24 protein-coding genes are annotated in these 22,766 nt (G+C 43.3%); 17 read left to right on the forward strand and 7 right to left on the reverse strand.

Going from position 1 to position 22,766, the window contains the following annotated elements; all coding sequences use genetic code 11:
• Position 1: 1 nt before the first annotated feature.
• Positions 2-169: a YqaE/Pmp3 family membrane protein gene (locus tag AAEZ02_RS12205; protein WP_101033619.1), complete on the forward strand. Its 168-nt coding sequence runs from the start codon at positions 2-4 to the stop codon at positions 167-169.
• Between the two features lie 188 nt (positions 170-357).
• Positions 358-489, forward strand: a complete 132-nt coding sequence (locus tag AAEZ02_RS12210) for a DUF2986 domain-containing protein (RefSeq protein WP_101033621.1) — start codon at positions 358-360, stop codon at positions 487-489.
• A gap of 91 nt (positions 490-580) precedes the next feature.
• Here the strand turns inward: AAEZ02_RS12210 and moeB are convergent, their stop codons facing one another.
• Positions 581-1,351: a molybdopterin-synthase adenylyltransferase MoeB gene (moeB, locus tag AAEZ02_RS12215; RefSeq protein WP_101033623.1), complete on the reverse strand. Its 771-nt coding sequence runs from the start codon at positions 1,349-1,351 to the stop codon at positions 581-583.
• An 8-nt stretch (positions 1,352-1,359) separates the two neighbouring features.
• Positions 1,360-2,613 (reverse strand): molybdopterin molybdotransferase MoeA, encoded by a 1,254-nt coding sequence (moeA, locus tag AAEZ02_RS12220; RefSeq protein WP_351077785.1) that lies wholly within the window; start codon positions 2,611-2,613, stop codon positions 1,360-1,362.
• A 134-nt stretch (positions 2,614-2,747) separates the two neighbouring features.
• Between moeA and AAEZ02_RS12225 the strand changes: the two genes are divergently transcribed.
• On the forward strand, positions 2,748-3,062 hold the full coding sequence (locus tag AAEZ02_RS12225) for a GIY-YIG nuclease family protein (RefSeq protein WP_351077782.1): 315 nt from the start codon (positions 2,748-2,750) through the stop codon (positions 3,060-3,062).
• An 8-nt stretch (positions 3,063-3,070) separates the two neighbouring features.
• Here the strand turns inward: AAEZ02_RS12225 and AAEZ02_RS12230 are convergent, their stop codons facing one another.
• The 4 genes from AAEZ02_RS12230 to hslR form a co-directional block, all read right to left on the reverse strand.
• Complete coding sequence (locus tag AAEZ02_RS12230; protein WP_351077834.1) at positions 3,071-4,930, reverse strand: M14 family metallopeptidase; 1,860 nt, start codon at positions 4,928-4,930, stop codon at positions 3,071-3,073.
• A gap of 190 nt (positions 4,931-5,120) precedes the next feature.
• Positions 5,121-6,677 (reverse strand): phosphoenolpyruvate carboxykinase, encoded by a 1,557-nt coding sequence (locus tag AAEZ02_RS12235; protein ID WP_351077779.1) that lies wholly within the window; start codon positions 6,675-6,677, stop codon positions 5,121-5,123.
• A gap of 252 nt (positions 6,678-6,929) precedes the next feature.
• Entirely contained in the window at positions 6,930-7,790 is an 861-nt protein-coding gene (gene hslO, locus AAEZ02_RS12240; protein ID WP_124012989.1) for an Hsp33 family molecular chaperone HslO, read from the reverse strand.
• 10 nt (positions 7,791-7,800) lie between these two features.
• Positions 7,801-8,214, reverse strand: a complete 414-nt coding sequence (gene hslR / locus AAEZ02_RS12245; protein WP_124012990.1) for a ribosome-associated heat shock protein Hsp15 — start codon at positions 8,212-8,214, stop codon at positions 7,801-7,803.
• 263 nt (positions 8,215-8,477) lie between these two features.
• On the opposite strand from hslR, the gene gspC reads away from it, so the two are divergent.
• From gspC to AAEZ02_RS12305, 12 genes are all read left to right on the forward strand, one after another.
• A complete protein-coding gene (gene gspC, locus AAEZ02_RS12250) occupies positions 8,478-9,392 on the forward strand; it encodes a type II secretion system protein GspC (protein WP_124012991.1) in 915 nt (304 codons plus the stop codon).
• A 24-nt stretch (positions 9,393-9,416) separates the two neighbouring features.
• Positions 9,417-11,549: a type II secretion system secretin GspD gene (gene gspD, locus AAEZ02_RS12255; protein WP_351077773.1), complete on the forward strand. Its 2,133-nt coding sequence runs from the start codon at positions 9,417-9,419 to the stop codon at positions 11,547-11,549.
• Positions 11,550-11,556: 7 nt separating this feature from the next.
• Positions 11,557-13,101, forward strand: coding sequence for a type II secretion system ATPase GspE (gene gspE / locus AAEZ02_RS12260; protein WP_372491462.1), 1,545 nt, complete (start codon positions 11,557-11,559; stop codon positions 13,099-13,101).
• A gap of 3 nt (positions 13,102-13,104) precedes the next feature.
• Entirely contained in the window at positions 13,105-14,337 is a 1,233-nt protein-coding gene (gspF, locus tag AAEZ02_RS12265; protein ID WP_101033641.1) for a type II secretion system inner membrane protein GspF, read from the forward strand.
• A 100-nt stretch (positions 14,338-14,437) separates the two neighbouring features.
• Positions 14,438-14,872 carry a type II secretion system major pseudopilin GspG gene (gspG, locus tag AAEZ02_RS12270; RefSeq protein WP_101033643.1) on the forward strand — a complete coding sequence of 145 codons (435 nt, stop codon included), beginning with the start codon at positions 14,438-14,440 and terminating at the stop codon, positions 14,870-14,872.
• 1 nt (position 14,873) lies between these two features.
• Complete coding sequence (gene gspH / locus AAEZ02_RS12275; protein ID WP_101033644.1) at positions 14,874-15,446, forward strand: type II secretion system minor pseudopilin GspH; 573 nt, start codon at positions 14,874-14,876, stop codon at positions 15,444-15,446.
• A complete protein-coding gene (gene gspI / locus AAEZ02_RS12280) occupies positions 15,439-15,846 on the forward strand; it encodes a type II secretion system minor pseudopilin GspI (protein ID WP_232772114.1) in 408 nt (135 codons plus the stop codon). Before gspH ends, gspI begins: the two co-directional genes overlap by 8 nt.
• Positions 15,827-16,501, forward strand: a complete 675-nt coding sequence (gene gspJ, locus AAEZ02_RS12285) for a type II secretion system minor pseudopilin GspJ (RefSeq protein WP_101033646.1) — start codon at positions 15,827-15,829, stop codon at positions 16,499-16,501. The genes gspI and gspJ overlap by 20 nt, the downstream gene beginning before the upstream one ends.
• Positions 16,501-17,487, forward strand: coding sequence for a type II secretion system minor pseudopilin GspK (gene gspK / locus AAEZ02_RS12290; protein WP_101033648.1), 987 nt, complete (start codon positions 16,501-16,503; stop codon positions 17,485-17,487). Before gspJ ends, gspK begins: the two co-directional genes overlap by 1 nt.
• A 50-nt stretch (positions 17,488-17,537) precedes the next feature.
• Positions 17,538-18,743, forward strand: coding sequence for a type II secretion system protein GspL (gene gspL, locus AAEZ02_RS12295; RefSeq protein ID WP_101033650.1), 1,206 nt, complete (start codon positions 17,538-17,540; stop codon positions 18,741-18,743).
• Between the two features lies 1 nt (position 18,744).
• A complete protein-coding gene (locus tag AAEZ02_RS12300; RefSeq protein ID WP_101033652.1) occupies positions 18,745-19,221 on the forward strand; it encodes a type II secretion system protein M in 477 nt (158 codons plus the stop codon).
• A 9-nt stretch (positions 19,222-19,230) separates the two neighbouring features.
• Positions 19,231-19,992: a type II secretion system protein N gene (locus tag AAEZ02_RS12305; protein WP_124012994.1), complete on the forward strand. Its 762-nt coding sequence runs from the start codon at positions 19,231-19,233 to the stop codon at positions 19,990-19,992.
• A gap of 179 nt (positions 19,993-20,171) precedes the next feature.
• On the opposite strand, the gene yrfG is transcribed toward AAEZ02_RS12305, so the two are convergent.
• Positions 20,172-20,837 carry a GMP/IMP nucleotidase gene (yrfG, locus tag AAEZ02_RS12310; RefSeq protein WP_124012995.1) on the reverse strand — a complete coding sequence of 222 codons (666 nt, stop codon included), beginning with the start codon at positions 20,835-20,837 and terminating at the stop codon, positions 20,172-20,174.
• Between the two features lie 77 nt (positions 20,838-20,914).
• On the opposite strand from yrfG, the gene nudE reads away from it, so the two are divergent.
• Both nudE and cysQ read left to right on the forward strand, forming a co-directional pair.
• The gene (nudE, locus tag AAEZ02_RS12315) at positions 20,915-21,502 is read left to right on the forward strand and encodes an ADP compounds hydrolase NudE (protein ID WP_101033658.1); all 588 of its coding nucleotides are present in this window, start codon (positions 20,915-20,917) and stop codon (positions 21,500-21,502) included.
• Between the two features lie 116 nt (positions 21,503-21,618).
• Complete coding sequence (gene cysQ, locus AAEZ02_RS12320) at positions 21,619-22,428, forward strand: 3'(2'),5'-bisphosphate nucleotidase CysQ (protein ID WP_101033660.1); 810 nt, start codon at positions 21,619-21,621, stop codon at positions 22,426-22,428.
• The last annotated feature ends 338 nt before the right edge of the window (positions 22,429-22,766 follow it).

Below are 22,766 nucleotides of genomic sequence, written 5' to 3' on the forward strand. Positions count from 1 at the left end.
CATGGATTCTAATAAATTATTACTGGTCATCCTTGCGATTTTGCTCCCACCAGTAGCGGTACTGCTCAAAAATGGTATGGGTAAGGACTTATTAATTAATATCCTATTATGCCTTTTCTTTTTTGTACCTGGGCTTATCCATGCGCTGTGGGTGGTATTACAAGAATAATCGTGGTTCTGAGCGATGCTATTTGGTTTTTGATGTGCTGCAATCATTAGAGGTTGGGCAGGTTTGAGGCGATCATTGTCTCGTAGACAGGTTGTTTTGTATAATGATTTTTTTGTATCAAACTCAGATGATATAAACCGTAGATGATATAAAAAAACACCGTCAACAAATGCTATCAAGAGACCCATATGAACCGTAAAAAGAAAATCAATCAAACCCTGAAAGCCAAAGCAAAAAAAGCCAATGCGAAGCTCCATGCAACCAATAAACCCTCTTATGTTGCTAAAGCTGACCGCGAAAGGCTTACGCAGGTTGAATGAGTTGCAGCGCCATTAACAGATTTTGTTGATAGCGCTGACTGAGAGAATACTCACGTCTGTGCTATTACCAACGTCTGAGTCTAGTATCACTTTAGACGTTCACACCACAGACGTTACAGTGGGGTTGTTTAGGCAAGCGCATCTGCCTAAACTCCATGGTCATCGCATCAATCATTAACAACTTCCCCGTTAAAGGCAGTCCGATACCTGTGATGACTTTAATGGCTTCTGTTGCTTGGATACAACCAATCATACCGACCACAGGTGCAAGAATACCCGCTTCGACACAAGTTAACTGTTGCTCGCCAAATAAGGCACTAAAACATTGATAACAAGGACTGTGTTGTTGATAGTCAAATACCGTTACAGTGCCTTCCATCCGAATCGCTGCGGCCGATACTAAAGGCACCTGGTGCTCAAAACAGCTTTTATTAAGCTGTTCTCGTACTAACATATTGTCGGTGCAATCAAGAATTAAGCTATGCTGACTTACTTGCGCGTTAATCTCATCATCATCTAACAGGGCATTAATCGTATTAATCTTAATTAGCGGATTTAGTTGCATTAACGCCTGTTTAGCCGATTCAACTTTTGGCTGCCCAATATTGGTATCATGGTGTAATACTTGACGCTGTAAATTAGAAAGTTCTACCGTATCAAAATCAACTAAGGTGATTTCACCCACCCCAGCCACGGCAAGATATTGGCTTGCTGCACAGCCTAAACCGCCAGCACCAATAATTAATACCTTAGCAAGTTTCAACTTTTCTTGGCCATCAATATCGATAGCTTTAATGGAGATCTGACGGCTATAACGCAGCATTTCCGTGTCGGTGAGTATCTCTTGATCAAGTGAGTCCATATTTATTCCTAACACAACACATGATTAAATGGTTCTATAGTAACTTGGGTTCCTTGGGCGGTGTCACCTTGGTCTTGATCTAATATCACAAAGCAATTCGCTAAACTCATTGACGTGAGCATGCCAGAGCCTTGGCCGCCGGTAATGGCTACCTCAAGCTCACCCAACTCATTACGACTGAGTATGGCGCGTTGGTATTCGACTCTGCCAGGATGTTTGCGTATGTCAGTCAGTAACCGTGCTTGGCAAAATAAAGGCGTAACCGGTTTTAGTCCCTGCATTTTATGTAAAATAGGCAACACCAATTTATAAAACGTCACCATCGATGAGACTGGATTACCGGGTAAACCGCAAAAAACAGCATTACCTACTTTACCAAATGCAAACGGCTTTCCTGGCTTAATAGCCAGTTTCCAAAAGGTGATGTGACCTTCTTCTGATAAAATTTGCTTAATAAAATCGGCTTCACCAACCGAGACTCCGCCTGATGTTAATACCATATCAGCTTGGCTTGCTGCTTCTCTAAATGCGCCACGAATAGCTTCTTTATTGTCGGCTATGACGCCTAAATCAATCCATTCAACATGGCTTTTACTTAATAAACCTTGGATTGAATAGCGGTTAGAGTCATAAATTTGTCCTGGTGCCAGTTCACTTCCCACTGGGCGTAATTCATCACCAGTGGAAAAGAAAGCGACTTTCAATTTACGTGTCACTCTAACGTGGCTAATACCGATGGTGGCGAGTACGCCCATTTCTGCAGCACGGATAATGACACCACGGTGTAAGACTTTGGTACCCGCAAGCAGTTCTTCACCGCGACAGCGCACATTTGCGCCTAATCGATGCGGATGCTCAATGGTAATTAGGTTTTGGTCTGCTTGGGCTTTTTCTTGCATTTGCACGCTATCAAAACCCACAGGCACAGGTGCACCGGTCATAATACGAATACAGCTATTGGGTGGTACTTGGCCGTTGAAGGGGTGACCCGCAAAAGAACTACCCATTAGGGTGAGGGTTGTTTTATCCTGTGATGGGGTTAAGTCAGCAAACCGAAATGCGTAACCGTCCATTGCTGAGTTATCAAATGGAGGTAAATCAATACTTGAGGCGAGATCTTCGCCAAGTACTCTGTCGATTGCTTGGGTTAATGAAACGAGCTCGGTATCTTGGGTTGCTTCAACTTGAGCTAAAAGTTGCTCAATCGCTTGATCGGGATGAAGCAATGCTGGTTGAGCGCAAGGGTCTTGATTATTGGACATCAGCATTTCCTTAATGAATAGCTAAAATACCATGAGCAGCGTTATGGGCTGAAATAGGTGTTGGCTTTTTAATGGTGTTTAGTATGCCATGATGACACAAGAATTTTATGATCACACTTAAGGTTTTATATTTTATGTCGCAAAATAACGCCAATACGGCTTGGTATTTATACATTATTCGCTGTGCCAATTCACATTTATACACTGGCATTACCACGGATATTGCGCGTCGCCTTGCCGAGCATCAAACAAGCGGCCCTAAAGCGGCTAAATACCTAAAAGGTAAAGGGCCGTTAACCTTGGCTTACCAAGAGCAATTGACTGACCGAAGTGAGGCTTCAAAACGTGAAATTGCCATCAAGAAATATTCGCGTTCGCAAAAATTATCATTGATTGAACAGTATAAGCTAAGCCGTCACTCTACAAGCACCAACGCACTTGTAGAGTGATAGCGATATTATTTAGAGGCTCGTAATACTGGGTACTTCATGTATTCCTTATCGTAGTAAGGGCTGCGTTCATAAAACCAGCGTAATCTCGCTTTGCTATCTTGAGCAAAATCCGGATCCTGTAATGCTTGATCAAATTCGGCTTTTAGTGCCGGATTGTCGCTAAGCATTTTTGCTGCTAAAGGCTCAACTGCATAGTCTTCAATGTATTCTGTACGGGTAAAAATGGTATTAAAAAATCCCCAGTAAAACAAAGAATCCTCAGCTTGAGGTTCAAGTAATAGCATGGCTAAATCACCTAAAGGCTGGTCGGTTGGGATACGCACACTCCCAGCAGGAAGATGGGTGGTGATTTTGTGAATGCTTGTTTGCGCCGACACGGTTTGATGGCCTTCATAATCAGCACTTGAGAATATGGGCTTGCTGAATTGATATTGCTGCGCAGTAATCGATGTTGGTTTATTCAGTCGTGTCATTCTGATGCCATGTAAAGATAAACGATTAATAACCTCAGCCCACTGTGGCGGAATGTAATAAGCCACAGGACGAGTGACAGTGATCACTGGCTGGGTGTTCGCAATAACAGGTAGGTTACGGTATAGCTTAGGTTCTTCAGTCCAACGAACGACCTTATCGCCACTGATCGGGCTTTGCTCGATACGGTAATCCATACCTTTAAAGTCTCTACCTTGTGCCAAGGTTTCTTTTTGCCAACTGATCGTTAGCTTGCTTGGGTTTCGATATTTGTCTTTATTAATGGCAGTTTTTAGTTTAGTGCTATTTTGCGCCACCGTTTTAAGTGTTTGTTCAAGCATGACATAGGTGCCAAGGACTCGTTGCTTATAGGGTTTAAGGCTATGGTTTTCAATTAAAATAGTTGGTAAATGGCGCGCATCACCATAGCCATTAGAAAATCGCGGGCTAGGATTCCACAATGACAGACCTTTGCTCATGTCGGTGTTATCGTTGGCAAACACCAATGACCCCGGAATATGACCTTGTTCGGTTAAGGCTTGTTCAACGGCAGGACGGTAAATGGACTCCAGCCATGCAAAAATGCTTGGGCTATGTCCCTGCTCAACGTTGTAGCCAAAGGTGACATCATATTGGTAGTCAATGCCATCGGTCACATGGATATCAATGTATAAATCTGGCTGCCAAATAGTAATGGCACGGATAAGGTGCTGCATTTCTAGCGCATCTGCTTTGGCATAGTCGCGGTTTAAATTAAGATTCTTAGCCGTGGTGCGCCACCCCATATTCACCGGTCCACGCTGATTAACCCGGCTAAATTGACTGCTGCGCTCGTGAGCATCGACACTAAAAATGGGAATAAACAGTAAATTGACGTTTTTAAGTAATCCGCGTTTATTGCCATGGCTGATATCACGCAGTAGCATCATGCCAGCATCTTTACCGTCAATCTCTCCCGAGTGAATCCCCGCTTGCACTAAGACGGTTGCTTTACCATTATCGATTAATGCTGTTGCCGTTGATCCCCCGTCTTGCGATGCAACAATCATCCATATATCTCGTCCTTGGGGGCTTTTACCAATACTGACTTTTTGCAACATGTCACTGCTGTCGACGAGTTTATCTAACCATTCCATGGTGTCGTGATAGTTTGGGCTAGAAATATAGCCTTGCTGCTCAAAGGGGGTTACCCAAGGCTGATTTGCGCTTAACAGTAACGACTCACTCGCGCCTGACCAAGGACGCATTGGAGGCAGTATGCTGTCGTTTTCTAAATGCGCCATTTTCTCTGTCGGTACCAGGGGCGTCGACTGCGCAGTATCGTTAGCATGAGCGGATGTGGAACTGATGAATAATAAACTGACCAGTAAACTGGTAAGAAAAATACGGCGCATGAATACCCCTGTGAGTAATGATAGTGTTGAAACAATTACGTTAACGACATCATAGCATTGCACATCATCAGTTTCAGAGGCTTTTATGGTGATAAGTGAACTGAATTTATAGCGATAAAAAATCCCAACCGGAGTCGGGATTTTAGGCGTCATATTACATTAAGTGGACGGCGAAGAGTCGATGTATTGCTTATACGTTAGGGCCGGCATTTTTAATGGCATCAGACACGTGATATTTTGCAAAATTATCACTGAACTCTTGCGCGAGTTGCTGAGCATATTTGTTGTACTCAGCTTTGTCTGCCCATGTGTTAACAGGGTTCAACAATGCGGTGGTGACGCCTGAAACACTAACCGGTACATGTAGATTGAGCTTATCAATATAAAGCGTTTCAACATCTTTGAGCTCACCGCTAACAATGGCATCAACAATGGCTCGCGTTGTTGGAATATCAAAACGCTTACCTACACCATGTGGACCACCGGTCCAGCCAGTGTTGACCAGGTAAACTTGGCTGCCAAACGACTCAATGCGTGCCATTAATAACTCGGCATATACGCCTGCAGGGCGTGGGAAGAATGGTGCACCAAAACACGTCGAGAAGGTTGACTGGATTGCAGAAGTAGAACCCATTTCGGTTGAGCCTACTTTCGCGGTATAACCAGACAAGAAGTGATACGCCGCTTGCTCTTTACTTAACACCGATACTGGCGGTAATACGCCCGATACATCACAGGTTAAAAAGACGACCGCATGAGGTTCTGCGCCGCGATTACTTTCTTTACGCTGAGCTATATGTTCTAAAGGGTAGGCCGCGCGACTGTTTTCAGTCAGGCTGGTATCTTTATAGTCAGGCACTCGCTGTTCATCAAGTACGACGTTTTCTAATACAGTACCAAAACGGATAGCGTCCCAAATAACAGGTTCATTTTTTTGGCTTAAGTCGATACATTTTGCATAGCAGCCGCCTTCGATATTAAATACGCCACCGGGTGCCCAGCCGTGCTCGTCATCACCAATTAAAAACCGTTTTGGATCGGCAGAAAGAGTGGTTTTACCGGTACCAGATAAACCGAAAAACAAAGTAGTATCACCATCGTGGCCGACGTTAGCCGAACAATGCATTGGTAACACACCTTTTGCTGGTAATAAGAAGTTCTGTACCGAGAACATCGACTTTTTCATTTCTCCAGCGTACTTCAAGCCCACAAGAAGTACTTTTCGTTCGGCAAAGTTAAGAATAACGGCCGCTTCAGAATGGGTACCATCGCGTTCTGGTTCGCAAACAAATCCAGGCGCATTGATAATTTGCCAGACATCTTTGTTGCCACGATTAAATGTTGTTGGAGTGATAAATAAATTACGCGCAAAGAGTTGATGCCACGCATACTCAGTGGTTACATGTACTGGAATATAATGCTCGTCATCAGCGCCCACTTCGAGTTCAGACATAAATAACTCTTTGTCTGCAAGGTAAGCTTCTACACGACCCCATAATGCATCAAATTTACTGGCATCAAATGGACGGTTTACTTTGCCCCATTCAATATCAGCTTTGGTGTTTGCCTCTTTGACGATAAATCGGTCATTGGGTGAACGACCTGTTCTTTCCCCTGTTTTGGCCACTAAGGCACCATTTGCGGTGAGTTGACCCTCTCCACGAAGAAGCGCGATTTCTACAAGCTGTGCTGTCGTAGGATTGAGGTGAACGCGGTTTGATACATCCGCCATAGTGTTGATCTCCATGTCTTTTAGGTCGTGTTTCGCAATGAATCGCTATTGGGGTTAGGTGTTGAAACTTAGTTTGATATTTTGCTTGCGCAATGGCTATAAACTAATGTAGGAGATTGTAACGCAAGTTAACGCTCTGGTAACGAACAGTTTGGTTATTTTTTTGATGGGTTTTTGGTTGCAGGCATTTTTATCGGTGTTTTAGGGATAAAAAAAGCGCAAAGCGCGCTTTTTTTGTAATTTGTTACGTATCTATTACGTCATTGGTTACTGTTTTGATTGGCTGCTGTGGCTACCGGAATATAATGCCGCTATATCGATGGCATCAAAAGAGTATTTTGCTGTGCAGTACTCACAATCCATATCAATTTTGCCTTCCTCGGCCAAAATCGCTTCAACTTCAGCTTGCGGCAAGGTTTTAATGGCCGCGCCACTGCGTTCATAAGAACAGCTACATTTAAACGTCACATCAACAGGATCAAATAAGCGCACTTCTTCTTGATGATACAAGCGATGTAATACTTCTTCTGCATCAAGAGTGAATAACTCTTCTGCTTTGATGGTAGACGTCAATGTTGATATATGTTCAAAGTCATCATTTTGCTCCGACTTTGTTGGCAACACTTGCAGAAGCATACCTGCGGCTTGTTTACCGTTAGCAAATAACTGAATTTGAGTGGGTAATTGTTCTGATTGGTTAAAATATTCTTCTAAGCATGCAGCTAGGTTGACATGATCTAGCGACACAATCCCTTGATAACGCTCACCGTCATCAGGAGTTAGGGTAATGACCATATAGCCTTTACCAAACATTTGTTGCAAACTTGTATCTGTAGCAATATCGCCGTTCCAACGTGCTACACCACGTAAGACTTGCTTATTATTACCATTAATTACCGCCAAAGAGACTGGGCCATCGCCCTGTAATTGTACGCTAATGTCACCGGTAAACTTGATGGTTGCCGTGAGTAACGATGTCGCGGCCATTAACTCACCGATTAGACACTGTAATGCGACCGGATAGCTATGTGCAGAAAGCACTTCTTGGTAGCAGCGTTCTAATTGGACTATCTCGCCTCGCACATCGGCATTATCAAAAATGTAGCGCTGTAAAATATCATTGTTCATCTGTATTCTCTTACTCTTTGGGCGCTGAGTACTCTTTAAAGCGCATAATCTGTCGTCGTTGTTTTTTATCCGGCTTATGATCTGGGGCCGGATTATTTAAAATGTTGAGCCGTCGAGCTTCTGCATTGATAATACGTTTGCTAATGCTTTCAGGTGTTTCTTCGTATAGCGTTTGCGCCACACTCGCGCTTTGTCTATGTCCAGATAATTGGAGCACAATAATCTCTCGATCATCATGACCTTGACGAAGGCGGATTTTTGCACCGACTTCAGCATTCTTACTGGATTTAGTCCGTTGGCCGTTGTAATGTACTTTACCGCCATTTATCATGTCTTTGGCGATGGCGCGGGTTTTATAAAATCGTGCTGTCCATAGCCATTTATCGAGCCGGATAAAGCTTCTTTCGGGCTGAGCGTTAGTCAAATGACCTCCAAAACTGGGATGATTTCACAGACTGAGTAACCTAATTGCCATACAATGTGTATATTATCGTAATAAGGGCAATATTATGGCCTTTTTATGGGCGCAAAGTTAGCATATTTGATGGTGATCCGCCAATCGATATGCGCTAGGGTTGTTGCTTTATCCTGTGTGAGTTAGCATAACGGCTAAACATCTATTTAACGCATATTATTAACAACTAGAACAAAGACCTGTACCAACATGTATAGAGAGTCCAATAGCATATGGATGTATTAGATAAACTGATCGCTAACGCCGCAAAAATACCACATAAGCCATTGAGTATTGTTGTATTTTGGCTTGGAATGATCACACTGTTGCTTTTAGCCGCACAGATAACATGGAAGTTGATGCCAGCATCATCGCAATCTGCGATGTGGCAACCATCCCCCATTTCAGCAGGCACTGCTAAGCGTATTGAGCTTGCTGGTGTACGTAACCTATTTCTTTTTGGCCGCTTAGATAATAATAGTAATAAACCCAAAGCTGAAGTCGTAGAACAAATCACTGACGCGCCTAAAACAAACTTGTCAATTCAGTTGAGGGGGGTTGTTGCGTCGACTGCGGAAGATCAGGGGTTAGCCGTTATTGAGTCAAGCGGGCAACAAGAAACCTATAGCTTAGGTGATAAAATTAAGGGAACTTCAGCTGCTTTAAAAGAAGTTTATGCTGATCGCATCATTATTAGTAACGGCGGTCGTTATGAAACCTTGATGCTTGATGGCCTTAAATATTCCGCGCAAAGTGACGCAAATACTCATTTACAACAAGCGAAAGTCGATCAACAAGTGACCCGAGTTGATCGTCGCGATAATCAACGCTTTTCTGAAGAACTGTCTAATTCTCGTGAAGAGTTATTAGCCGACCCCAGTAAAATAACTGATTTTTTAGCTATCTCACCTGTACGTAATGGTGATGAATTAGCTGGTTACCGTTTAAATCCTGGTAAAGATGTTGCGTTGTTTAAGCAAGCGGGTTTTCAGGCTAATGATTTAGCCAAATCAATAAATGGATTTGATCTGACCGATATGGGTCAGGCATTAGAAGTGATGGCACAACTGCCTGAGCTCACCGAAATGGCTGTCATGGTTGAGCGTGAAGGGCAGTTGGTCGAAATCATGTTTAGTTTGCCAGAATAATTTGGCGTTAGAGGATTGAATAAAATGAATAAAAAAGGGATCCGACATAAGATTATTGCTGGAATGCTGGTGGGCGCTGCGATGATAGCGGCACCGAGTGCTTGGTCGGAACAATATGCCGCCAATTTTAAAGGCACTGATATTCAAGAGTTTATTAATATTGTTGGTAAAAACCTCAATAAAACGATAATTGTAGATCCAACGGTACGTGGCAAAATTAATGTCCGCAGTTACGACTTGTTGAATGATGATCAATATTACCAATTCTTCCTTAACGTCCTTCAAGTGTATGGCTATGCAGTGGTTGAAATGGATAACCACATCATTAAAGTGATTAAAGATAAAGATGCCAAAATGGCCTCTATCCGTGTCGCCGATGACAATGCGCCTGGCGTTGGTGATGAAATGGTCACCCGTATTGTTCCGTTATACAATTCTGAAGCTAAGCAACTTGCACCGTTACTGCGTCAGTTAAATGATAATGCTGGTGGTGGTAATGTTGTTAATTATGACCAATCGAATGTATTAATGATTTCTGGCCGTGCAGCGGTAGTGAATAAGCTGGTAGAAATCGTCCGTCGAGTGGATAAACAAGGTGATACAGACGTGCAAGTGGTGGCATTAGACTATGCCTCTGCGGGGGAGATTGTCCGCATTATAGACACCCTATATCGCACGACAGCTAACCAATCACAACTGCCTGGTCAAGCACCTAAAGTGGTGGCTGACGAGCGCATGAATGCCGTTATTGTCAGTGGCGATGAAAAAAGCCGTCAACGTGTGATCGAGCTAATTAGACGACTAGATGCAGATCAAGCGACTACCGGCAATACCAAAGTCCGTTATTTGCATTACGCCAAGGCGGAAGACTTGGTTGAAGTATTAACTGGGTTTGCACAAAATTTACAAGATAATAAAGACGGGGCTGGCAGCCAACAAGGCAATTCAAGTAAACGTCGTAGTGATATTAACATTATGGCTCACAGTGATACCAACGCGCTGGTTATTAGCGCCGAACCTGATCAACTGCGGACGATTGAAAGCGTCATTAATCAGCTCGACATTCGCCGTCCTCAAGTACTCGTTGAAGCCATTATTGTTGAAATCGCTCAAGGCGATAACGTGGGGTTTGGGGTGCAATGGGGCAGTGAAGCCGGTGGCTTAACTCAGTTTAACAACATTGGTGCAACCATTGGAGAAGTCGGTGCCGGAGTCTGGGCTGCTCGTGAAGAAGATGGTACTAGCGTGACGACCATTGACGGTAATGGTAATCCAACAACCACAACTAATCCAACTTCAGACGGTGACTATACCTTGATCGCGCAAGCGTTGGGGAAAGTGAATGGTATGGCATGGGGCTTGACCACAGGTAACTTTGCAGCACTTATCCAAGCTGTTTCAAGCGATACCAATTCAAACGTATTAGCAACCCCATCTATCACCACATTAGACAACCAAGAAGCCTCTTTTATTGTCGGTGATGAAGTGCCGATCCTTACTGGCTCAACCTCAAGTTCAAGCAATGACAATCCTTTCCAAACCGTTGAGCGTAAAGAAGTCGGTGTTAAGTTAAAGGTTGTGCCGCAGATTAACGAAGGCTCATCGGTTAAATTAACCATAGAGCAAGAAGTCTCGGGTGTGAATGGTAATACCGGTGTGGATATCAGCTTCTCTACGCGTCGTTTAACGACCACTGTTATGGCTGATTCTGGGCAAATTGTGGTTTTAGGTGGATTAATTAACGAAGAAGTACAAGAAAGTGTTCAAAAAGTACCTTTCCTTGGCGATATTCCTTTTCTAGGTCATTTATTCAGGTCTTCATCGAGTAAAAAGATCAAGAAAAATCTAATGATTTTCATTAAACCCACCATAATCCGTGACGGCATTACAATGGAAGGTATTGCAGGTCGTAAATACAATTACTTCAGAGCATTACAGCTTGAACAACAAGCTCGTGGTATTAATCTAATGCCAAATACTGATGTTCCTGTACTGGAAGAATGGGATCAAGAGGCATACTTACCTGATGACGTTAATGAAGTGCTAGAGCGTTATAAAAGCGGCCAAGGTTTAGGAACAAAAATGCGTGAAACCGATCCAGCATTGCGTTCAATTGATGAAAGCATGCAAAAGGACAAGGCTCAAAATAATGACTGATAGCGTGATGACCGAGCCATTAGCTCAAGTATCAAGTGACGTCGCCATGGAAGTTGTCGAAGGCGACGGGGTTTTTCACTCCAATAGCAAAGAGCGTTTGCCGTTCGCCTTTTCACACCGTTTTCAATTGGTGTTAGCGAAAGAGAACGAGCAACTTTGTCTTTTCTATACCGATAACACACCACTCAGTGCCATGTTAGAAGTGCGGCGCTATGCCGATGTCGAGTTACCTTTAGTCAAGCTAGAGGTGACTCATTTTGAGGCTAAACTCACTCAAGCGTATCAATCTAATTCTTCAGAAGCCCAACAGTTAATGGAAGATATTGGTAACGAAATGGACTTGTTTACCCTGGCTGAAGAACTGCCACAAACTGAAGACTTGCTCGAAGGTGATGACGACGCGCCGATTATTAAATTAATTAATGCATTATTGTCGGAAGCGATTAAAGAAGAAGCATCAGATATTCACGTCGAAACTTATGAGAAACAATTAATTGTTCGTTTCCGTATTGATGGCGTATTAAAAGAAGTGTTAAAGCCGAATCGTAAATTATCGTCCTTGTTGGTGTCGCGCATTAAAGTGATGGCACGTTTAGATATCGCCGAAAAACGCCTGCCTCAAGATGGTCGTATTTCGTTACGTATTGCCGGTCGTGCCGTTGATGTTCGGGTATCGACCATGCCATCAAGTCATGGTGAACGCGTGGTAATGCGTTTGCTGGATAAAAATACCGGTAACTTAGACTTAGAACAACTGGGAATGACGCTCGGCATTCGCGAAAAATTCGATGAGTTAATTCGTAAGCCACACGGGATCATTCTAGTGACAGGCCCAACCGGGTCAGGTAAAAGTACCACCTTGTATGCTGGGTTAACGGAAATCAATTCTAAAGACACTAATATTTTAACGGTTGAAGATCCGATTGAATATGAGTTAGAAGGCATTGGTCAAACTCAGGTTAACACTAAGGTTGATATGACCTTTGCTCGTGGGTTACGCGCGATTTTACGTCAGGACCCCGACGTAGTGATGATTGGTGAGATCCGCGATTTAGAAACTGCGCAGATTTCAGTGCAAGCTTCATTAACCGGCCACTTGGTTATTTCAACCTTACACACGAATACGGCATCAGGGGCGATTACCCGTTTGCAAGACATGGGGGTAGAGCCCTTTTTAGTCTCATCAAGTTTACTTGGCGTGCTCGCTCAGCGACTAATCCGTACATTATGCCCCATTTGTAAAGAAGCACACGAGCCCGATGAGCGTGAACGTGAATTACTGGGTATTACCGCAAACGACACTCGGGTCATTTATCGCGCTAAAGGCTGCAAAGCCTGTAGTCAAAATGGTTATCGCGGTCGAACTGGTATCCATGAATTGCTCATTGTTGATGATAATGTCCGTGAATTAATTCATGGCGGCAGGGGTGAGTTAGCCATTGAAAAACACGTGCGAAAATCGATTCCAAGTATTCGTCATGACGGCATGAGTAAAGTACTCGCCGGTGTGACGACGCTAGAAGAAGTATTACGCGTTACACGCGAGGAGTAATCAATGGCGGCGTTTGAATACAAAGCCCTCGATAGTAAAGGCAAACAGCAAAAAGGTGTGATCGAAGCTGATACCGCACGCCATGCTAGAGGCCAGCTGCGTGAGCAGCACCTTATGCCACTGGAACTCCAGCCGGTCAATGAGAAAGAAGCCCGCTCACAGCGTGGTGGCTTTAACCTAGCGAATTTGTTTAAGAGACGGATTTCAGTTGCCGAACTTGCGTTGATCACTCGCCAAATCGCGACACTGGTGGCAGCGGGTTTACCGATTGAAGAAGCGCTAAAAGCGGTGGGACAACAATCAGAAAAAGATCGTTTAGGCAGCATGATTATGGCTGTGCGTTCTCGGGTGGTTGAAGGTTACAGTTTAGCGGACTCAATGGCCGAGTTTCCGCACGTTTTTGATGATTTATTCCGTGCGATGGTGGCCTCGGGTGAGAAATCAGGCCATTTAGAAGTGGTGCTTAACCGATTAGCTGATTACACCGAGCGTCGTCAACAACTCAAAACAAAGCTAACTCAGGCAATGATTTATCCTATCGTATTAACCGTGGTCGCTATTGGTGTCATCGCCGTGTTACTTGCTGCTGTGGTGCCGAAGGTGGTTGGGCAGTTTGAGCACATGGGGCAAGAATTACCTGGAACGACCCAGTTTTTAATTCTTGCATCTGATTTTGTGCAACATTGGGGGGTGTTGGTTGTACTGCTCATCTTTGGTTGCATGATTGTTTTTCAGCGTATGCTGACCAATCCAGTAATGCGGATGAAATTTGACACTGCACTATTGCAAATGCCAGTGATTGGTAAAGTCAGTAAAGGATTAAATACCGCCAGATTCGCGCGCACATTAAGTATTTTGTCAGCGAGTTCGGTACCGTTACTTGATGGAATGCGTATCGCCAGTGAAGTGTTACAGAATGTCAAAGTGCGTGCCGCTGTCGATGATGCAACGGCCCGAGTCAGAGAAGGAACTAGTTTGGGCAATGCGTTGACTAATACTAAGTTATTCCCTGCAATGATGTTGTATATGATTGCATCTGGAGAAAAAAGCGGTCAATTAGAGAATATGCTTGAACGCGCCGCAGATAACCAAGACCGAGATTTTGAGTCGAACGTGAATATAGCTTTGGGGGTTTTTGAGCCCATGCTAGTCGTCAGTATGGCATCGGTTGTATTATTTATTGTAATGGCAATTTTACAGCCTATTTTAGAGTTAAATAATTTGGTTACCGGCTAGGTTTTAGACTGTGTATATCTTGGTAGACTAAACATGTAACCAAGCGTAAGAGCTGATTTTTACGCTTGAATATAGAGACAATTTTTAGAGGAAGTAAGCAATGCAACATAATAATATGCAACGAGGTTTCACCTTACTCGAAGTAATGGTAGTAATTGTTATTTTAGGTATTTTAGCGTCAATGGTTGTGCCCAATCTCATGGGTAATAAAGACAAAGCCGACCAACAAAAAGCCATATCAGATATTGTTGCGCTAGAAAATGCATTGGACATGTATAAGTTAGATAACAGTATTTATCCAACGACGGAACAAGGTCTTGATGCGTTAGTGCAAAAGCCTAACTCGTCACCAGAGCCGCGTAATTTCCGTGAAGGTGGTTATGTTAAGCGTCTACCTCAAGACCCATGGCGCAGTGACTATTTACTCTTAAGCCCTGGTGAATATGGAAAGATTGATATTTTCAGTGCAGGCCCAGACGGACAACCAGGTTCTGAAGATGATATCGGAAGCTGGAATTTACAAGATTTTCAATAAAATGATTCAACATCGTCAAGCCGGCTTCACCTTACTTGAGGTGTTGATCGTGGCATTGCTCATGGGGTTGGTGGCCTCAGCGGTAACCTTATCTATGAATGTTGCTGGGCCGGAACAGATGCTCAAAAAACCAGCGCGACGTTTTATCGCCGCGACTGAGATGGTGCTTGATGAAAGTGTGTTAAGCGGCCAGTTTATTGGTATTGTGATTGACGAAGATCAATATGAGTTTGTGTTTTATCAAGAAGGTAAATGGATGCCTGTTGAGCAAGATCGGCTATTATCGGCCGAAAAAATGGATGCCGGTATTACCTTAGATATTGTGATCGATGGTATGCCATTAGTTCAAGAAGACGAGCAAAATGAGTCTTGGTTTGATGAGCCTTTTATCGACGAAAAGAGCGAAGAAGAAAAAAAGAAACACCCTGAACCGCAAATATTATTGTTTCCCAGCGGTGAGATGACACCATTTGAGCTGGGTTTTAATATGATAAATGACGACAGTCAGCCGGTCAATGTACTGGTTGTTGGTGACGCGTTAGGCCGCTTAACATTAGGGCGTGTAGATGAATAAAGTAGCCTTCAATCGACACCCTATTCACATGCGCGGTAAAAGCCGTGGCATGACCTTACTTGAGGTGATAGTTGCTTTAGCGGTATTTTCAATTGCTGCGGTATCGGTGACAAAAAGCTTGAGTGAGATCATGGCTAATATGCCCATTTTAGAAGAACGAACTTTAGCGCAATGGGTGGCCAGTAACCAAATGGTCGACGTGCGATTGCCTGGTACCTTTCCTGATATAGGCCAAAAAACAGGTCAGTCAGAACTCGCAGGCCGTGAATGGTATTGGCGCCAAGAAGTGATTAAGACGACAGATGATAAATTTAGGATGATCCGTATTAGCGTCAGTGACGATGATAAATTTAACCGTGTGGCTGCTCAGGTAAATAGTTATGTGCATAACAAAGGTTAAGCATTTAAGCGGTTTTACCTTACTCGAAATGCTTATCGCGATTGCAATTTTTGCCATGTTGGGTATTGCGGCTAACTCAATATTATCGACGGTGATGAAAAATGATGAAGTCACCAAAGAGTTCGCTGATCGGCTTAAGTCATTACAACAGGGTTTTGGTGCGTTAGAACGCGATTTGGGCCAAATGGTCGCGCGTACACCCAGGTTAATTGACGGCCGCGGCAGTCAATTTTTTCAAGTGGGTGGCAATATTCTCGACTCAGAGACCGAAGCATTGATGTTTTACCGTTTAGGTTGGTTAAACCCTGATGGTATGTTACCCAGAGGCAGTTTGCAGTCGGTGGCCTATGTGGTCCAAAATGGCCGATTAGAACGCTGGTATTATCCTTATCCAGAGCCAATATCAGGAGCCGAACCATTAAAAAGTGTCGTGATTGACCATGTCTTATCGATTGAATATTCGTTTTATATGGATGATAAATGGCAGAAGAATGTTGATGGAACTGTGATGCCAAAAGGGATCGCGATGGAAATAGAGTTAGAGGGTTTGGGTAAAATCCAACGTCGATTTTTATTACCTAAAGGTGCTCCAGCGACCAAGTCTACAGCGGACGATGATAAGCAAGGCAATAACAACAACGGCGGGTCAGTATAATGGGCGGCCAAAAGCAACGAGGTGTTGCGTTAATTGTGGTGATGTTGATTGTCGCTATGGTAGTGATTATTGCTACCAACATTAGCAGCCGTAATCAGCTTTCAATGCGCCGAACGCTTAATTTAGCCCAATATGACCAGGCTTACTGGTATGCTCTTTCTGCGGAAGAATTGGCGATGAAAGTACTCAAGCAAGATTTTGAAGACTCAGAAGGGACGGTACATTTACAGCAGTACTGGGCCTTAGCCAATGTCGCTTTTCCGGCCGAATATGGTGAAATTGTTGGTGAAGTACAAGATATGCGGGCTTGCTTTAATGTTAATGCCGTTGGGCAAGCTTCAACCCAGACCGATAATGGTCAGCCCAAAATGACGGTAGCAGCAAGACAGTTCCAAGCGCTACTGATCAGTTTAGGGGTAGGTGATTTTGGTGCAGAGAAACTCACTTATACCCTTAAAGATTATATCGACCAAGACACGTTATCTGCACCATATGGGGCTGAAGATGCTGAATATGAGTCGCGTAATGTGCCATATCGTGCCGCCAATACCTTGATGCAGCATCGCAGTGAGTTACGCGCAGTATTAGGGTTTAGCCAAGATGTTTATCTGAATCTTTCACCTTATGTGTGTGCAATACCCGGTGAAGATAGCCAGTTATTGAATGTGAATACCATTAAGGTTGAGCAGGCCGCTTTACTTGCTGGGATGCTTGAAAATAAAATTTCAGTGAGTGAAGCTGAAAACATTATCAATAATCGTCCCGCGGATGGGTATGAAAAAATTGAAGAGTTTTGGGAAAGTTCGTCACTGAGTGGCATCAATTCCGAAGCGAATGCAAAGTCGAGTTTTGTCGTTGATAGTCAGTACTTTTTATTGAAATCTGGTGCTAAAGTAGATAACGCATTATTTCGAATGGAAAGCGTACTTAAGCGCAATGGTAACAATTTAGATGTGCTCACCCGTCAGTATGGTGGCCAACAATAATAACAAATTCATTGCGTAACAATGCGTATTGAGATCGGTGGAGAATAACAGTGTCTGAACGGCTATTTATCCGGTTAGGAAAAACATCAGAACACCCATGTTCATGGCTGGTATGGTCTGAACAAGCGCAAGAAATTATCGCTTCTGGTGAGTTAGCTGATGCCGCTAGCCTCAGCAGTTTAGCTGAGCGTGCGGGTAATCGTCCTGTTGATGTACTTGTGCCTGCGGCCAATATGACATTGACACAAATTATGTTACCCGAAAAAGGCCAACGCCAAGCATTAAAGGCGTTGCCATACATGCTGGAGGAATCATTAGCGACGAATGTAGACAATATGCATTTTGTGGTTGGTCCTCGCGAAGGTGAGCAACTTAATGTGGCTGCTGTAGCGCATGAGCAAATGCAACTATGGCTTGAATGGCTGCATCACGCAGGCTTGAAAGTGAAACGAATTGTGCCAGATTGTTTGGCATTACCGTTAGATCAATGTCGCTGGGCAGCAATGAGTGTCGGCAGCGAATATTTAATCAGAACCTCGGAAGGGGGCGGTGTCAGTTTACCTAAAGCATGGTCTGCAATTGCATTACCACGGCTATTGTCTCAAGTGGTGCAGACCAATGATGACCCTATTAGCATGGCCAGTTATAGCGACGATATCGATTTTTCTGGGGTACAAGTTGAATCTAAGCCGTTAGATTTACCTATGATGGTATTAGCAAAGGGCATTTTAAATGCGCCGATTAATTTATTAAGCGGTGTATATAAGCCCAAGAGTGAATACAGCAAACAGTTATTCATTTGGAAAAATGCTGCGATAGTGATCATGCTTGCCATAGTATTAGCGTTAGTCAATAAAGGTTTGGCAATACATCAACTCAACAACCGCACTGCAGAATTACAAGCCCAAAGTGAAGTCATTTTTAAGCTGTCGTTGCCCGCGGTTAATCGCATTGTCAATATGCGCTCACAAATGGACAGTCAGTTACGCAGTATGCAAGGTCAAGGTGGTGGTGCAGTATTTTTTGAAATGTTAGACAACCTTAAACCTGCATTTAGCAAGGTGCCAGAGTTAAAACCCAATACATTGCGTTTTGAAGCCAATCGTAATGAATTACGCATGCAAGTGACGGCAAAAACCTATGGCCAAATTGAAGAGTTTAAAGCGTTTGTCGCCAAAGACTACCAACTAGATGGTGGTGCCATGAACAGTAGCGAAGACAGCGTCACCAGTACGCTGACGTTAAGGATTAAATAACATGGAAAATATGCGTATTTGGTGGCAAAGTTTAGCTATTAGAGAGCAACAGCTGGTTGGTTTTTGTGCCGTGGTACTTGTCATTGGTATTGTTTATTGGGGTATTTGGGCACCTATATCTAATGCTCAAGAAGCCGCCGAGCGCGATAACATCGCCGCACAGAAAACGTTAAATTATGTTAAACAAAGCGCGAATAAAATAACGGGTCTAAAACAAGCTGGTGCGCAAGCGAAAGTACCTGGAAGTTTAAGCTCTATCGTCAACCAAACCGCGGGACAATATCAATTAGAAATCACCCGTATGCAGCCGCAAGGCGATAAGATCCAACTCTGGATGGATGATGTGCCATTCGACGCACTCCTGGGTTATTTACATGACTTAGTGACGCAGAAAGGATTAACACTGGACAGTGTTGATTTAACGGAATCAGACGTTGCTGGCTTTGTAAAAGTAAGACGTATTCAGCTTTCACAGTAAGGGTTTTTTGTGAGTTTATTTTCAAAAATAGTCATTGGCGTCATTATCTATATGATGTTTTTATTGGTATATTTACCTGCAAATTGGTTAGTCAGTATTGCCCCATTGCCAAATAATATGGTGATAAGTGGTGCTGAAGGTACACTTTGGCAGGGGAAAGCGGCCTTAATCACGATTGATCAACGACAGATAGAACGGGTTAGTTGGACGTTAAGCCCGTGGGGATTATTTGTTGGTCAAGCCAATATCGATTTTAATGTCGGTAATCGTGCCACGCCAGTCAGCGGTAAAGGCAGTCTTAGCTGGTCATTATCTGGGATGAGCGCGAAAAATATTCGTCTTGATCTACAAGATAGCTTTATACTAGCGGGTGCTCGCTTACCTTTTAAAACCCAAATTGACGGTGATGTGAGCATAATGGTTGAAGTCTTAAAGCAAGGTAAACCATGGTGCGAACAATTACACGGTAAATTATTTGTAAATCACACTAATGTCAAAAATCAATTTGGGGTATACCCTTTGGGCAATATCACATTGGGATTGAGTTGTCTTGACGGGCAATTACAACTGGCCACTGATGAAACGCAAAACGTATTGGGCTTAACGGGGACAGCTATTTTAGGCGAATCAAACTTGGTTAAGGTCAGTGCTAAAATTAAACCGACAGATGCTCAACCTAAGGATTTACGTGAGGCGTTACCATTTTTAGGTCGACAAGATACTCAAGGGTATTATCCAATTAACTATCAAGGTGTTGTGCCTGGTTTGTAATACCTATAAAGAGATTAATAAAAACGCCTTGATACCAATATCAAGGCGTTTTTATATCATTCACATTTGATTCAGCAATGCTAGCTTAACTATAATGGCCACGCTTAAAAATCAATCGCTACTCGGCGGTCATTCAACTTAACTTCAATCCCTTCGTTGTTTCTATGGCGACAATATTGCTAAATGGCTTGAAGTGTCTGTAATAGTAGGTGGTAATCGGTAATCGCTGGGAAATTGGCAAATTCAAGCTGAGGTTTTTGGCTATCTGGATTCTTTATTCCGAGTTGATAACCTACCCCCGCTTTTTTTGATGCCGCTAAAATGACTTCGCTGTCATCAATAAATAAACACCTCGACGGATCTACGTTAAATTTATTAAATGCATATTGCCAAAATTGTGGATGCTCTTTGGGATAGCCGCTTTCATGGCTCGATAGCATGTCGTCTAAACCATCGGCTAAGTTGGTATGGGTTAACTTAAGGGCTAAACTTTGTGGGTGAGCATTAGTAAACAAGATGCGTTGCTTATTTGCCCCAGCTAATGCCTGTAAAAAAGGCATGCTGTCTTGGCGAAGCTTAATCCTGTCCGCCGATGCATGGTGTAATGCCAAAATATCGAGTTTTAAATGGCGTTGCCAGTAATCAAGACAATACCAATCTAAGGTGCCGACCACATCATAGCAAGCTTGTTTAGCTAATTTATTGGCTTCATCCAAGCTTATTTGCCTCTGTATGCTTAATTGTTCAGGCACTATATGCAACCAAAAGTGGTTATCAAAATGAAGATCAAGCAAGGTGCCATCCATGTCGAGTAGGACTGTATCTATTTTATACCAAGGAAACATGTAAATTCCGGTTGTAGAATATACCTAGAATAGTAAGATTGTACCTTGTCTATATTAATTCGTCACATGGGGCTTCAATGACACAGCGGCATAAAAAGCCGGAGATCCTGCATACCGAAATTGTTGCTAAAAGCCGACTGTTTCAAATCGAGCAGGTACACCTTAAGTTTTCTAATGGCGTAGAACGTCAATATGAAAGAATGAAAGGCGGTAGCAGGGGGGCTGTGATGATGGTGCCTATTCATCAAGGTAATTTGTTATTAGCCAGTGAATATGCCGCTGGCACCGATAATTACGAACTGGGTTTTCCTAAAGGATTGATTGATCCTGGTGAAACAGCGATTGAAGCAGCCAATAGAGAGCTCCAAGAAGAAATTGGTTTTGGTAGTTATCAATTGACTCATTTAAAAGAGCTATCACTTGCGCCTGGTTACTTTTCCAGCAAAATGCATATTTTTGTGGCCGAAAAACTGTATCCCAGTCGTTTGGAAGGTGATGAGCCAGAGCCGATCGACGTGATCCCTTGGCCATTATCTGATTGGCAGTTATTACTCGATAATGTCGACTTTTCTGAGTCTCGCAGTGTGAGTGCGCTTTTTTTAACTCAGCAATATCTGAGTACATCAACGGATAGTCTTAAACGTGAGCTAAACGATGTAGAATAGATAAATTACTCGGCGTATTGTGTTAGCCATAGAACAGCAACATAGAATAGGCGATAGCCTTGTTTATTGGTGTCCTTGTCAGGTCATCTTTCTCGAATCCAGCAATTGGAGTAGTAATGAAGCCAGAAGATGTAATTGAGCAAGTCATAGACATTGCAACGGAAGCTGGGCAAACAATTCGTGACATTTACCTTAAAGGTAACTTTAAACGCGAAATGAAGGCAGACAATACCCCGGTGACGTCTGCCGATTTAGCTGCGCACGACATTATTTGCCGTCAGTTAGCTGAGCTAACGCCTGATATTCCTATTTTAAGTGAGGAGGCGGCGGATATTCCATTAAGTGTGCGTGAAACATGGAAACGCTATTGGTTAGTCGATCCATTAGATGGTACTGGTGAGTTTATTGCGGGCAGTGGTGATTTTTCAGTCATTATTGCCTTGGTTGAACATAATCGTCCTATCATGGGTGTGGTTTATGTGCCGATGACGAAAGTGTGTTACTACGCGATCGCGGGGTTAGGAGCTTATAAGCGTGATGGTAAGAATGAGCTACGCATTACCAGTAAACAATTAACCGGTGATGAACCAGAGCATTTGCGTTTAGCGGTCAGTCGTCGTCAAGACCCGCAATCGGTATTAAAGCTGCTTAATAAACCCAATCATTGTGAGTTAGTGGTGATGGGAGGCGCTGCATTAAAGAGTTGTTTAGTGGCCGAAGGGCGTGCAGATTGCTATGTCCGCTTAGGGCCAACTGGTGAGTGGGATACGGGCGCGGCGCAGATCATTATTGAAGAAGCGGGTGGGGCACTGATTGATATTAATTTGCAGCCTATGACCTACAATGAGCGTGAAACGCTCGAAAATCCTAATTTCATTGTGGTCGGCAGTACCAATCTCCCGTGGGATATGTTGCTAACAAATTGATTAATAGTTATTTTACTTGTTTTGAATTAATGGTTCTGTTTGTCTGTTTTTTAGTCGACGGCTGATTTTGACTCATTTTATGGGTTGAGATTAGCTAATATGTCTACCTGAAACTAGGATGGCGCTTTACTTGATAGCATTAGCTAACCAATGGCGAGTTGCTTTATTGCCAGCATAGATATTGCTTGGGCTACTATGGCAGGTAAGGGTTAATTTTAATGCCGAAGACCATGAGATCCCAAAAAACGCCACTCATTTGAGTTAATGCTATTCGGATAAGCACTATTGTTTATATCTAAGTGGATAGCGACTGGGTATGTAGAGCACTGAGCGTGGAT

This window comes from Shewanella sp. T24-MNA-CIBAN-0130, from assembly GCF_040310185.1.
Lineage (GTDB): Bacteria > Pseudomonadota > Gammaproteobacteria > Enterobacterales > Shewanellaceae > Shewanella > Shewanella psychromarinicola.

Coding starts and splice junctions, on each gene's coding strand:
- AAEZ02_RS12205 (WP_101033619.1), top strand. CDS start 2: ATGGATTCTAATAAATTATTACTGGTCATCCTTGCGATTTTGCTCCCA.
- AAEZ02_RS12210 (WP_101033621.1), top strand. CDS start 358: ATGAACCGTAAAAAGAAAATCAATCAAACCCTGAAAGCCAAAGCAAAA.
- moeB (WP_101033623.1), bottom strand. CDS start 1,351: ATGGACTCACTTGATCAAGAGATACTCACCGACACGGAAATGCTGCGT.
- moeA (WP_351077785.1), bottom strand. CDS start 2,613: ATGTCCAATAATCAAGACCCTTGCGCTCAACCAGCATTGCTTCATCCC.
- AAEZ02_RS12225 (WP_351077782.1), top strand. CDS start 2,748: ATGTCGCAAAATAACGCCAATACGGCTTGGTATTTATACATTATTCGC.
- AAEZ02_RS12230 (WP_351077834.1), bottom strand. CDS start 4,930: ATGCGCCGTATTTTTCTTACCAGTTTACTGGTCAGTTTATTATTCATC.
- AAEZ02_RS12235 (WP_351077779.1), bottom strand. CDS start 6,677: ATGGAGATCAACACTATGGCGGATGTATCAAACCGCGTTCACCTCAAT.
- hslO (WP_124012989.1), bottom strand. CDS start 7,790: ATGAACAATGATATTTTACAGCGCTACATTTTTGATAATGCCGATGTG.
- gspC (WP_124012991.1), top strand. CDS start 8,478: ATGGATGTATTAGATAAACTGATCGCTAACGCCGCAAAAATACCACAT.
- gspD (WP_351077773.1), top strand. CDS start 9,417: ATGAATAAAAAAGGGATCCGACATAAGATTATTGCTGGAATGCTGGTG.
- gspE (WP_372491462.1), top strand. CDS start 11,557: ATGACCGAGCCATTAGCTCAAGTATCAAGTGACGTCGCCATGGAAGTT.
- gspF (WP_101033641.1), top strand. CDS start 13,105: ATGGCGGCGTTTGAATACAAAGCCCTCGATAGTAAAGGCAAACAGCAA.
- gspG (WP_101033643.1), top strand. CDS start 14,438: ATGCAACATAATAATATGCAACGAGGTTTCACCTTACTCGAAGTAATG.
- gspH (WP_101033644.1), top strand. CDS start 14,874: ATGATTCAACATCGTCAAGCCGGCTTCACCTTACTTGAGGTGTTGATC.
- gspI (WP_232772114.1), top strand. CDS start 15,439: ATGAATAAAGTAGCCTTCAATCGACACCCTATTCACATGCGCGGTAAA.
- gspJ (WP_101033646.1), top strand. CDS start 15,827: ATGTGCATAACAAAGGTTAAGCATTTAAGCGGTTTTACCTTACTCGAA.
- gspK (WP_101033648.1), top strand. CDS start 16,501: ATGGGCGGCCAAAAGCAACGAGGTGTTGCGTTAATTGTGGTGATGTTG.
- AAEZ02_RS12300 (WP_101033652.1), top strand. CDS start 18,745: ATGGAAAATATGCGTATTTGGTGGCAAAGTTTAGCTATTAGAGAGCAA.
- yrfG (WP_124012995.1), bottom strand. CDS start 20,837: ATGTTTCCTTGGTATAAAATAGATACAGTCCTACTCGACATGGATGGC.
- nudE (WP_101033658.1), top strand. CDS start 20,915: ATGACACAGCGGCATAAAAAGCCGGAGATCCTGCATACCGAAATTGTT.
- cysQ (WP_101033660.1), top strand. CDS start 21,619: ATGAAGCCAGAAGATGTAATTGAGCAAGTCATAGACATTGCAACGGAA.